Genomic DNA, 11464 nt, shown 5'->3' with positions numbered 1-11464 from the left:
ACAGGATCCTCTGCATGGCCGAAACCGGCAGCGGAGTCAAAGGGCCCACAGGACAGGGATGCAGGCACAGGCTCAACGGACAGAGAGGGAAGGAATGTTATCATTAAATAAAGGCGGCATTGTGCCGTAAAAGGAGTAAGCGTGGAACAGAGGAGAAAAAGAGGGATATTGGCGGTCAGCTTTGGGACGAGTTATGAGGATTCTTGCAGGCGGACGATAGGCGCGCTGGAAGAGGATTTTGCGGGAGTATTTCCTTATATGCCGGTAAAAAGGGCTTTTACCAGCGCGATTATCATGCGTATATGGAAGGAAAGGGGGGTGGAGATTCCCGATACGATGGGGGCGCTTGCCGGGATGGCGGAGGAGGGGATAGAAGAGGTTCTCATACAGCCGACGCATCTGCTGGCAGGGGAAGAGTATGAAAAGCTCTGTGCCCAGGCGGAAGGGTTCCGGGAGCGTTTCCGCAGGATGGAAATCGGCGTGCCCCTGCTGCATGAGGAGGAGGATCTGGAACGTGTGGCGTCCTTCTATGCCTCTCGTTTTTCAAGGGAAGAGGATGAGGCGCTGGTTCTGATGGGACACGGGTCACGTCATGAAAACAATGCGGTTTATGCATGGCTTCAGGATATCTGGAACCGCATGGGCTGTAAGGATGTATTCCTGGGGACGGTGGAAGCCAGTCCGGATTTGGAAGAAGTGATAAAACAGCTGCGGGAGAGCGGGTACCGGAAGGTGGTATTGACACCGCTCATGCTGGTGGCCGGGGATCATGCCCATACGGATATGGCAGGAGACGGGCCGGAAAGCTGGAAAAGCAGGCTGGAGGAACAGGGCTTCCAGGTGCGGTGCGTGGTCAGGGGAATGGGTGAGTACCCGGAAATACGCGGCCTTTATATCCGGCATTTACAGAAGCTGGAAGAAAAAAATACGGGGGTGCTGTACGGTGTCAGCGTTGGCCCGGGTGATCCGGAGCTGATTACGCTCAAGGCCGTGCGGCTGATAAAGGAATGCCCGGTTCTGGCGGTACCCCGTACAAAAGGGGAAAATACCCTCGCGCTTTCTATTGTAAAGCAGGCCGCCGACATCCGGGGTAAGGAAATCGTTTATACGGATTTTCCGATGACCCGGGACAAGGAGGTTCTCAATAAAAATTATGACAGAATCGCAGGATTGCTTGCGGAATATCTGGAAAAGGGGCAGAATGTAGCTATGCTTAACATCGGGGATATTTCCATTTATTCCACCTTTTCTTATGTGGGAGAACGGGTGGCACGGGCCGGATTCCCGGTAAGGGTATGTGCCGGTGTGCCCTGTTTCTGTGATATTGCGGCTAAGACGGGAAAGCCTCTTGTTTCCGGTTCGCAGGTCCTGATGGTGATTCCTGCGGGAAAAGAAGCGCTGGATCCGTATATGGAGCTGGAGGGAACGAAGGTATTGATGAAAAGCGGGGGAAAGCTGGAAAACCTGCGGCGGTATCTGGAAGAAAAGGGGCTGGAGGATCGGGCGGTTATCGCAGGCAACTGCGGCCTGCCCGGAGAACATTTCCTGCCTGCCTCCGGCGAGATACCGGAGGGAAGCAGCTATTTTACTACGGTAGTGGTGAAATAACGCAGCGGCTCAGATTTGTCTGAACGATTACGGGCAGAACCGGAAAAGGAGAGAGCGGCTTGTTTGAAAAATATGTATATAAGAATCAGAAACGCCTTCGCTGCGGCTATACCACAGGCTCCTGTGCGGCGGCTGCCGCCAAGGCCGCAGCCCTGCTTTTCATCGGCGGCATAAGGCCGGAAACTGTGGAGTTGGAAACGCCATCCGGGCAGAAGCTGTTTTTGGAGGTGGAGGATATCCGGGAGGAAGAGGGAAGGGTGTCCTGCGCAATCCGCAAAGACAGCGGGGATGATCCGGATGTAACCAACGGTATATTGGTTTATGCTTCCGTGGAAAAAACAAAGGAAGGGATCCGGATAGACGGCGGTACCGGCGTGGGAAGAGTTACCCGCCCGGGGCTGGATCAGCCGGTAGGAGAAGCCGCCATCAATACGGTTCCCCGGAGGATGATAACCGCGGCGGTTCAGGAGGTCTGCGCTGGACAGGACTATGAGGGCGGAATCCGGGTGGTTATTTCCATACCGGAAGGCGAAGCTCTTGCGGGAAGGACTTTTAATCCCCGTCTGGGGATTGAAGGGGGGATTTCGATCCTGGGCACCACGGGAATTGTGGAGCCTATGAGTGAAGCCGCCCTGCTTGATACCATAGAAGTGGAAATGAAACAGGCTGCGGCAGTAGGAAGAAAGCGGATTCTTCTCACGCCCGGCAATTACGGCATGGATTTCCTTCGGGATGAGCTGGGTATCGATCCGCAGAAAAGCGTGAAGTGCAGCAATTATATAGGAGAATCCCTGGATAAGGCAATTACGATAGGCTTTGAAGGGCTTCTTCTGGTCGGGCATATCGGAAAGCTGGTAAAGCTGGGGGCGGGTGTGATGAACACCCATTCCCGCTGGGCGGACGCCCGTCTGGAAACGCTGGCTGCCAGTCTGATTCTGGCAGGCGGCGAGGCAGGGACGGCAGCGGCGCTGCTGGGAGCCAATACCACGGAGGAGGCGCTGGATATCCTGAATGGCTGCGGCTGGCTTGAGAAAACCATGGAAACCCTCATGGAAAAAATTACATATCATCTGGAACACCGGACTGGCGGAAAGCTGCAGGCTGAGGCGGTGGTATTTTCCAATGTTTACGGAATTTTAGGAAAAACAAAGGGAGCGGATATCCTTTTGGCGGAATTACAACAGGAATAGGAGAACGGAAAATGGTTCATTTTGTAGGGGCAGGGCCGGGAGCGCCGGACCTGATAACAGTCAGAGGACAAGCGCTTCTGAAGGAAGCGGATATTATTATTTATGCAGGTTCCCTGGTAAATAAGGAGCTGCTTGAGGCGGCGCCGTCTCATTGCCGGATCTACAACAGCGCCCTGATGACGCTGGAGGAAGTGGTGGATGTGATGATACAGGGGGAAAAGGAAGAAAAGAAAATAGTCCGTCTCCATACGGGCGATCCCTGTCTGTACGGCGCGATCCGGGAGCAGATGGACCGCCTGGAGGAAGAAGGGATTTCCTATGAGGTATGCCCCGGAGTCAGCAGCTTCTGCGGAGCGGCGGCGTCCCTGCAGGCGGAATATACCCTGCCGGGTATTTCCCAGACGGTAATCATTACGAGAATGGAGGGCAGGACGCCGGTACCCGAGAGGGAAAAGCTGAGAAGCCTGGCGGCCCATCAAAGCACCATGGTTCTTTTCCTGAGCACAGGCCTCCTGGTTCAGGTGCGTGAAGAACTGCTGGCAGGAGGCCTGGCGCCGGATACGCCCTGTGCCATCTGCTATAAGGCGACCTGGGAGGATGAAAAAATCGTGCGGGGTGTCCTGGACGAGCTGCCGGAGCTGGCGGAACGGGCCGGTATCCGGAAAACGGCGCTGATTGTGGTAGGGAAGGTACTGGAGAGTGAATATGAACTTTCCAGACTGTATGCGGCTGAATTTACCACCGAATTCCGACAGGGAAGAAAGGATGAAGGCCAGAAATGAAAGCGGCGGTGATTTCTTTTACCGGGAAAGGCGGCAGATGGAACCGGGTAATTACGAACCGGCTCCGGTCGGAGGATATTTGCTGTACCGGATATGGTTTTTATAAATATGGGGAGGAAGGGCTGGAGCCCTTTTCTCATGTCAGGGAACTTATGGAATCCCTCTTTTCCTCCTGTGATCTGCTTCTTTTTATCGGAGCCGCAGGAATCGCCGTGAGGGCCGTTGCCCCCTTTATCCGGGGAAAAGCGCAGGATCCGGCCGTTCTTGTGATGGATGAATGCGCCCATCATGTGATTTCCCTGTTGTCCGGCCATCTGGGCGGAGCGAATGAGTGGTGCAGGCGTATAGCGCTTCTCACGGGGGCGGAGCCTGTCATCACAACAGCCACGGATTTAAACGGTATCTTTGCGGTAGATCTGTTCGCCCGGGAAAATGGCCTGGCGGTAAGGAATACGGAAGCTATCCGGGAGGTGTCCGGAAGGCTGCTTCACGGGGAAAAAGCAGGATTTTACAGCGAAATTTCCTGGGAAGGGGAATTGCCTTCTTCGCTGATTCTTTTTTCGGAAAAAGAAAAGGAGGATGCCAGGAAGCCGGAATGCGGGATTGTAATTTCGGCGGACGCGGATAAGCAGATATTTCCCATCACCTGTTTTCTTGCCCCCAGGGATCTGACAGTGGGAATCGGCAGCAGGAAGGGAATAGCCAGAGAGGAAATTACCCGCTGCCTCAACCGTGTCCTGGAAGAAAACGGCCTTTGGAAAGGCCGGATTGCACGTCTGGCATCGGTCAGCCTGAAGAGAGAAGAACCGGGAATTCAGGAAGAAGCGCTGGCAAGGCGGGTGCCTTTCCTCACTTATACGCCCGAAGAACTGGAGCGGGTACCGGGCACTTTCCATGGTTCCTCCTTCGTGGAGAAAACGGTGGGAGTGGACAATGTATGTGAGCGCGCGGCCGTTCTGGGAAGCGGCGGCGGGGAACTGCTGGTGGGAAAAAGAGCGGGCAGCGGTGTGACCATAGCCATCGCCCGTCAGGAGGTTCCGACACTTCACTTTGCAGACACAGAGAAAGAAAATGGGTAGCTGTGAAGGAACAGTTACGATAAAGGAAGGATAAAGGCATGTTATATATAGTAGGTTTTGGCCCCGGAAGCTATGAGCAGATGACCGTGGAAGCGGACAGAGCCCTTCAGGAAAGTGATTTGATTATCGGATATACGACCTATGTGGATATCATCCGTCCCTGGTTCCCCGGCAAGGAGTTCCTCGTGACTCCCATGAAGCAGGAGAAAGAGCGGTGCCGCATTGCCATTGAGGAAGAGAAGAAGGGGAAAAAGGTATCGCTGGTATGCAGCGGAGACAGCGGGATTTATGGAATGGCAAGCCTTGTGTATGAGCTGGCGGAACAGGAAGAAGGGTTTGCGGAACGGATCCGTGTCATCGCGGGCGTGACGGCTGCCGCCAGCGGCGGAGCCCTGCTGGGAGCGCCTCTTTCCCATGATTTTCTCACCGTGAGCCTGAGCGACCTGCTCACGCCCATGGAGGTTATCCAAAACAGAATCCGCAGCGGCGCCGAAAGCGATACGGTTCTGTGCATATACAACCCTTCCAGCAGGAAGCGGGGGGACTATCTGCGGATGGCCTGCGATATCGTCCTGGAGAAGCGTTCCGGACAGACGGTCTGCGGCTATGTGCAGAATATAGGCAGAGAAGGGGAAAAAGCGGTGGTGACCACGTTGGAAGAACTGCGGGATACACAGGTGGATATGTTTACTACCGTATTTATCGGAAACAGCCATACCAGGAATATCCACGGCAAAATGGTGACTCCCAGAGGATACCGGTTGGAAACGGAAAAGGAGCAGGCGTAAAAGAGGTATGAAACAGAAGGTAATGCTGTTTGCCGGAACAACAGAAGGCAGGCTTTTATACGAATTCCTGGAAGCAGAGGGTTTTAAAGCCATGGTTTTCGTGACGACAGCCTATGGGGAACAGCTCCTTTCCCATGGGAAAGAGGAAACAGGCGGCACAGCCCGGATTCACACAGGATGCCTGGACCGGGAAGAAATGGAAGAACAGATGAAGGCATATGCGCCGGCGCTGGTGATTGACGCCACGCATCCCTATGCGTCTGCGGCGACGGAAAATATACGGGAGGCCAGCAGCCGTGTACATATCCCTTATATCCGTGTCCTGCGCGCTTCCTGCCCGGCAGGGGATAAGAACCGGGAAGCGGAAAAGCTGACGGAGGTGGAAGATATCGGGTCTGCCGCCGCCTGGCTGGAACACACCGGGGGAAACATCCTGGTGACCACGGGCAGTAAGGAATTGAAGGAACTGCGTACGCTCACCGGTTTTAAAGAGCGGGTATATGCCAGAATCCTGCCAATCCCCGCTATGCTGGAAAAATGCATGGAGCTGGGACTCGACGGCAGACATATCATCTGCATGCAGGGCCCTTTTTCGGAAGAAATGAATTATGCCATGCTGAAGGAAGTGGATGCGGCATTTCTGCTCACCAAGGAATCGGGGGCCGCGGGCGGGTTCCCGGAGAAGCTGGCGGCAGCACAGCGCGCGGGCGCGGCGGTGGTAATCATAAAACGGCCCGGACAGGAAGAAGGATATTCCGTGGAACAGGTGAAAAAAATCCTGCTTGCAAAGGATGAAAACAGTTATGGATAAACAAAGGATAACTATTATTGGAATCGGTATGGGGGATTCCGGAAATATGACCGGCATGGGGAAAGATCTGCTCTTTGGCGCCGGTCTGGTGACAGGGGCAGGCCGGATGCTGGAAGCCTGCGGCCTGCAGGAAGGCAGCACGGAGGAACGGGATGTCATCAGAGCCTACGAGCCTGAAGTAATCTGCCGGGCCTTAAGGAACAGTCAGAAAAAAGACGCGGCGGTGCTCATGTCCGGGGACAGCGGATTTTACAGCGGGACAAAAAAGCTGCTGGAGGCTCTGGAAAATTACCGGGAAGAAGTGAAGGAATGGCGCGAGGTATCCGTCCATGTGGAGCCAGGAATTTCTTCCCTTTCCTATTTCGCCTCCAGGCTTCAGATTCCCTGGGACGACGCGGCGGTCATAAGCCTTCACGGCAGGAAGGATAACCTGCTGTCCGCGGTGAAACGCAGCCGGAAAACCTTTCTGCTCACCGGAGGGCAGACCTCTGAGATCTGCAGGGAACTGACGGAGGGAGGGCTGGGTGACGTCATGGTCTGCGCGGGCAGCCGCCTTTCCTATCCGGACGAACATATCGTAAAATGTCCGGCGAAGGACTGGCAGGCGGCCGGCATCCCTTCCGGACAGGAGGATAGCCTGACGGTTCTCTTTCTCCTGAATGAAAAGCCGGAACGCTTTCTTATGACAGGAATACCGGAGGAATGCTTTGTACGCGGACAGGTACCCATGACCAAGAGCGAGGTGAGGGCCGTTATCATGAGCAAGCTTGCGGTAAGGGAGGATGATGTGATATATGACATCGGAGCGGGAACCGGATCCGTGTCTGTGGAACTGGCGCTTGCAGCGGGAAGAGGACAGGTTTTTGCAGTGGAATGTGATCCGGAGGGCATCAGCCTGATCCGGCAGAACGGAGAAAAGTTCGGATGCCATAATCTGACGGCGGTGGAAGGGATGGCGCCGGATGCTCTGACGGGGCTGCCTGCGCCGGATGCTGTTTTTATCGGAGGAACGAAGGGCAGGCTTGACCCAATCCTGGATGCGATCCCCGGAAAAAACAGATCCGTCCGTATCTGCATCAGCGCGGTCACCATGGAAACCGTTTCGCAGGCTTTACAGTGTATGGAAAAAAAGAATATGCGGAATATGGATGCCTGCCAGATTGGAGTCACCAGGCTGCGTCCGGTGGGCGGGCTGCATATGCTTCAGGCGCAGAATCCGATTTTCCTTCTGTGGGGGGATATGACGGTATGAGTGAAACAGAGGAAGAAAAGAAAAAAAGAAGGCCTGGCGCCCCCAGGATCCTGATAGCAGGCACCGGGAGCGGCTGCGGGAAGACAACCCTGACCTGCGGCATTTTATACGGCCTTGTCAGACAGGGATACAGTCCTGCCGCCTATAAATGCGGGCCGGATTATATTGATTCTATGTTCCACAGCCGGGTGCTTGGGATAGAAACCGGTAACCTGGACAGTTTTTTTACCGATGACCAGACGCTCCGGGCTCTGCTTGCCGGACGGCAGGCGGACATCCATGTTATCGAAGGGGTAATGGGATATTATGACGGCATGGGGTTTACCGAAAATGGCAGTGCGAGTGAAATCGCGTCCCTGACGAAAACGCCGGTCATACTCACCGTAAATGCAAGAGGGATGAGCCGCTCCGTGCTGGCCGTGCTCCGGGGATTCCTGGAAAGCCAGAGCTGGCCCGGGATCAAAGGAGTGATTTTTAACCAGCTTTCCCCTGTTCTCTATCCGGATATCCGCAGGGAAGCACAGAAGCTGGGGGTTCGTGTGCTCGGTTATGTGCCGCGCCTTCCGGAAGCGGCGTTTGAAAGCCGGAAGCTGGGACTGGTGACTCCGGGAGAAATCGAAGGGTTCCGGGATAAGCTTGCCCTCCTTTATGACAGCCTGAAAGATTCCCTGGACTGGGATAGCATATGGGAATTGGCGGAAAGCGCGCCTGATCTTACCGGATTTGCAGCAGGAGAAGAGAAAGTATTTAATGGGATAAAAATTGCAGTGGCAAAGGATGAAGCTTTTTGCTTTTTGTACCAGGACAATATGGAATTCCTGAGACGTCTCGGCTGTGAAATCGCCTGTTTCAGCCCTCTTCATGACAGCGGACTTCCGGAAGAGGCGGATGCCCTGATATTGAACGGAGGATATCCGGAGCTGTATGCGGACAGACTGGAAAAAAATGGTTCCATGCGCCGGGCAGTAAAAAAGGCGGTGGAAAACGGAATGCCGGTAATCGCGGAATGCGGGGGATTTATGTATCTGCACCGGAGGCTTCAGGATGAAAAGGGAGAATATCATGAAATGGCCGGAGTCCTTCCGGGAGACTGTTACCGTACGCCGAAGCTTTCCCGTTTCGGGTACATAACAATGAAAGCGGAAAAGGATAACCTGCTCTGCAGGGCCGGTGAAACCTTAAAAGCCCATGAATTTCACTATTATGACAGCACCTGCCCGGGAGATGCCTTTGCGGCCAAAAAGGGCGGAGGCCGGGCCGGATGGATGGCAGGTGTGGCGGATAAAACAATGTATGCAGGGTTTCCCCATCTTTATTTTTACGGGAATAAAAAAGCGGCATACGCATTTGTGGAGGCGGCAGAAAAGTATGGAAAACGAAGAAAAAACATTACAATATCTGAGACAGTGCGGGGAAAGGATCCAGGAGCCTGACAGGCGGGCGGGAAAAGCCGGTGAAAGGCACTGGAATTCTATCGCGAAACCTCTGCACGGGCTGGGCCTGCTGGAGGATGCCCTGATACAGATCGCGGCCATTCAGGGGACGGAGGACATTACTCTGGAAAAAAAGGCGGTGGTGGTCATGTGTGCGGACAATGGGATCATCGAAGAGGGCGTATCCCAAAGCGGTCATGAGGTCACTACGGTGGTGACGGGAAATATCGCTAAGGGCCTGGCAAGTGTCAACCGGATGGCTTCCTGCGCCGGAGCGGATGTATTCCCGGTGGATGTGGGGATGAAGGACGATCTGAAGCTGAAAGGGCTGCTGGTGGAAAAAACCAGGAATGGCACCCGCAATTTTCTGAAGGAACCCGCCATGGAGGATGAGGATATGCTTGCGGCAATACGGGCCGGCGTGGAAATGACGGAAATGCTTTCCGACGGCGGTTATCATATCCTGGCCCTGGGCGAAATGGGGATCGGAAATACCACAACCAGCAGCGCCGTGGCTTCCGTATTGCTGGGACTCCCCGCCGAAGAGGTGACGGGGCCGGGTGCAGGGCTGGATAAAGAAGGCGTTCGGAGAAAGATTGCGGTTATTAATCAGGCAGCGGCAGCCTGGAAGCTGGGAATCCACGGGCCGCTTTCCGGAGACGGGGAAAAGGATACGCAGCTCATGATGCAGGAAACGCTGCGTACGCTGCGTACGGTAGGGGGCCTGGATTTGTGCGCCCTTACAGGCGCATGTATCGGCGGGGCCATATACCGGGTACCCATTGTTCTGGACGGGCTGATTACTGCTGTGGCAGCTCTGACGGCATGCAGGCTTCTTCCGGGAGTCCGGGATTTCCTCCTGCCTTCCCATCTGGGAAAGGAACCGGCCATGGCGGCCATTTATGAGGAACTTAAGTTTTGCCCCGTGATTCATGCCCGCCTGGCGCTTGGGGAAGGGACCGGTGCCGTAGCTCTTTTCCCGCTTCTGGACATGGCGTGCCAGGTTTACCGGGAAAACGCCACCTTCGGGGATTTGGAAATGGATGCATATGAGGATTACAAGTAACCGTTCAGACTTGTCTGTACGGTTATGATTACAGCGCGAAAGAGGTGTCGGAATGCTGATGGTGATCACAGGAGGAAGCGGCAGCGGAAAATCAGAATTCGCTGAGAAACAGGCGGTAAGGCTGGCAAAAGGCAGCCCCTTGTACTATCTGGCTACCATGCAGGTGTATGGGGAAGAGGGCAGACGGAAGGTGGAACGCCACCGGCAGCTGCGGAAAGGGAAAGGCTTTGCCACAATAGAACGCACGACCCGGGTGGATTTGGCGGAACCGGAGGCAGGTGCGACTGTCCTTCTGGAATGCATGACCAATCTGGCGGCCAATGAAATGTTTTCCGGGGAAGGGCCGGAAGATGCGGCAGGAGGAAGAGAACAGGGGCCGGAAGAGACGGAAACCGTGATCGGCAGCCGGATACTGGAGGATGTGGAGCGTCTGTATGCCAAGTGCCGGAATCTGGTAATCGTTACAGGGGAAGTGGCCTCAGACGGTATTTCCTATGACGAGAGTACGGAAAGCTATATCCGTCTGCTCCAGCGGGTTAACTGCAGCCTGTGTCAAAAGGCGGAAGAAGCCTATGAGGTGGTATATACCATTCCTGTCTGCCTTAAGAAAAAGCCGGAAGAACCGGCTGTCGGAAAGGAAAGCTTATGAAAACAGTATTTTCTTCTTTGGTCATTGCCTTTTCCATGTATTCCAAAATACCCATGCCAAGGGTGGAATGGACGGAGGAAAACAGAAAATATGCCATATGCTTTTTCCCTCTTGTCGGCCTGGTGACAGGGGGGCTGTGCTATGTGTGGTTTCTGATCTGCGGGCATCTGCAGGCGGGGACACTTTTGTTTTCGGCGGGGATGGCGGCCATTCCGCTGTTTCTGACAGGGGGAATCCATGTGGACGGTTTTATGGATACCATGGATGCCATGCATTCCTATCTTCCCAGGGAGGAAAAGCTGCGGATACTGAAGGATTCTCATATCGGCGCTTTTTCCGTCATCTGCCTGCTGGGTTATTATCTGACCTATCTGGGCTGGATTTCTGAACTGCGAAGCGAGCGGGCTGTTTTGTGTTTCTGCCTGGGTTTTCTGCTTTCCCGTATTTTGAGCGGGCTGAGTATTGTGTATTTTCCGGGGGCAAAAAAGGAAGGGCTTTTATATGCTTTTTCTTCCACTGCACACAAGAGGTCTGTGAGGCTTGTGCTGTTTCTTTTTTTAGGATTATGTATTGTGGGAATGGTTCTGGTTTCTCCTTTGGCAGGGAGTCTGACTGTGATTGGGAATTTTGCGGTTTTCGGGTGGTACAGGTATGATTCGAAAAAGGAATTCGGCGGTATCACAGGGGATCTGGCAGGCTGGTTTCTGCTCTGTGCCGAGTGGGTGAGTGCAATGGTACCGGCCGTCATTGCTTTGTTGTGAGGCGTTCGTTTTCCCTTCGCCCGGGCGTCGGGTCAGCCCCGGCAG

The 11464-nt window shown here is 54.5% G+C and carries 11 protein-coding genes; all 11 read left to right on the top strand.

All coding sequences use genetic code 11. The annotated features are described in order from the left end of the window. The first annotated feature begins 141 nt into the window (after positions 1-141). The 11 genes from cobI to BLA28_RS26380 are packed head-to-tail and all read left to right on the top strand — an operon-like array spanning position 142 to position 11419. A complete protein-coding gene (cobI, locus tag BLA28_RS26430) occupies positions 142-1608 on the top strand; it encodes a precorrin-2 C(20)-methyltransferase (protein WP_069157186.1) in 1467 nt (488 codons plus the stop codon). A 59-nt stretch (positions 1609-1667) separates the two neighbouring features. Beyond that, entirely contained in the window at positions 1668-2798 is a 1131-nt protein-coding gene (gene cbiD, locus BLA28_RS26425; protein WP_069157187.1) for a cobalt-precorrin-5B (C(1))-methyltransferase CbiD, read from the top strand. 11 nt (positions 2799-2809) lie between these two features. Next, positions 2810-3580, top strand: a complete 771-nt coding sequence (gene cobM, locus BLA28_RS26420; RefSeq protein WP_009253285.1) for a precorrin-4 C(11)-methyltransferase — start codon at positions 2810-2812, stop codon at positions 3578-3580. Beyond that, complete coding sequence (locus tag BLA28_RS26415) at positions 3577-4659, top strand: cobalt-precorrin 5A hydrolase (protein WP_069157188.1); 1083 nt, start codon at positions 3577-3579, stop codon at positions 4657-4659. Before cobM ends, BLA28_RS26415 begins: the two co-directional genes overlap by 4 nt. Positions 4660-4697: 38 nt before the next feature. Beyond that, positions 4698-5447, top strand: a complete 750-nt coding sequence (cobJ, locus tag BLA28_RS26410) for a precorrin-3B C(17)-methyltransferase (protein ID WP_069157189.1) — start codon at positions 4698-4700, stop codon at positions 5445-5447. Positions 5448-5454: 7 nt separating this feature from the next. After that, a complete protein-coding gene (gene cobK / locus BLA28_RS26405) occupies positions 5455-6258 on the top strand; it encodes a precorrin-6A reductase (protein ID WP_069157190.1) in 804 nt (267 codons plus the stop codon). Next, positions 6251-7510: a bifunctional cobalt-precorrin-7 (C(5))-methyltransferase/cobalt-precorrin-6B (C(15))-methyltransferase gene (locus tag BLA28_RS26400; protein ID WP_069157191.1), complete on the top strand. Its 1260-nt coding sequence runs from the start codon at positions 6251-6253 to the stop codon at positions 7508-7510. The genes cobK and BLA28_RS26400 overlap by 8 nt, the downstream gene beginning before the upstream one ends. Further along, positions 7507-8943, top strand: a complete 1437-nt coding sequence (locus BLA28_RS26395) for a cobyrinate a,c-diamide synthase (RefSeq protein ID WP_069157192.1) — start codon at positions 7507-7509, stop codon at positions 8941-8943. The genes BLA28_RS26400 and BLA28_RS26395 overlap by 4 nt, the downstream gene beginning before the upstream one ends. Next, complete coding sequence (locus BLA28_RS26390; RefSeq protein WP_069157193.1) at positions 8879-10009, top strand: nicotinate-nucleotide--dimethylbenzimidazole phosphoribosyltransferase; 1131 nt, start codon at positions 8879-8881, stop codon at positions 10007-10009. Before BLA28_RS26395 ends, BLA28_RS26390 begins: the two co-directional genes overlap by 65 nt. A gap of 52 nt (positions 10010-10061) precedes the next feature. Then, the gene (locus tag BLA28_RS26385; RefSeq protein WP_069157194.1) at positions 10062-10658 is read left to right on the top strand and encodes a bifunctional adenosylcobinamide kinase/adenosylcobinamide-phosphate guanylyltransferase; all 597 of its coding nucleotides are present in this window, start codon (positions 10062-10064) and stop codon (positions 10656-10658) included. Continuing rightward, the gene (locus BLA28_RS26380) at positions 10655-11419 is read left to right on the top strand and encodes an adenosylcobinamide-GDP ribazoletransferase (RefSeq protein ID WP_069157195.1); all 765 of its coding nucleotides are present in this window, start codon (positions 10655-10657) and stop codon (positions 11417-11419) included. Before BLA28_RS26385 ends, BLA28_RS26380 begins: the two co-directional genes overlap by 4 nt. Positions 11420-11464 lie beyond the last annotated feature (45 nt).

The sequence above is a fragment of the Eisenbergiella tayi genome (assembly GCF_001881565.1).
Lineage (GTDB): Bacteria > Bacillota > Clostridia > Lachnospirales > Lachnospiraceae > Eisenbergiella > Eisenbergiella tayi.
This window is presented reverse-complemented; position numbering and strand designations above follow the sequence as displayed.

Excerpts from the sequence above, each read along its gene's own strand:
- cobM (WP_009253285.1), top strand. The coding sequence starts at position 2,810 with ATGGTTCATTTTGTAGGGGCAGGGCCGGGAGCGCCGGACCTGATAACA.
- BLA28_RS26415 (WP_069157188.1), top strand. The coding sequence starts at position 3,577 with ATGAAAGCGGCGGTGATTTCTTTTACCGGGAAAGGCGGCAGATGGAAC.
- cobJ (WP_069157189.1), top strand. The coding sequence starts at position 4,698 with ATGTTATATATAGTAGGTTTTGGCCCCGGAAGCTATGAGCAGATGACC.
- cobK (WP_069157190.1), top strand. The coding sequence starts at position 5,455 with ATGAAACAGAAGGTAATGCTGTTTGCCGGAACAACAGAAGGCAGGCTT.
- BLA28_RS26400 (WP_069157191.1), top strand. The coding sequence starts at position 6,251 with ATGGATAAACAAAGGATAACTATTATTGGAATCGGTATGGGGGATTCC.
- BLA28_RS26395 (WP_069157192.1), top strand. The coding sequence starts at position 7,507 with ATGAGTGAAACAGAGGAAGAAAAGAAAAAAAGAAGGCCTGGCGCCCCC.
- BLA28_RS26390 (WP_069157193.1), top strand. The coding sequence starts at position 8,879 with ATGGAAAACGAAGAAAAAACATTACAATATCTGAGACAGTGCGGGGAA.
- BLA28_RS26385 (WP_069157194.1), top strand. The coding sequence starts at position 10,062 with ATGCTGATGGTGATCACAGGAGGAAGCGGCAGCGGAAAATCAGAATTC.
- BLA28_RS26380 (WP_069157195.1), top strand. The coding sequence starts at position 10,655 with ATGAAAACAGTATTTTCTTCTTTGGTCATTGCCTTTTCCATGTATTCC.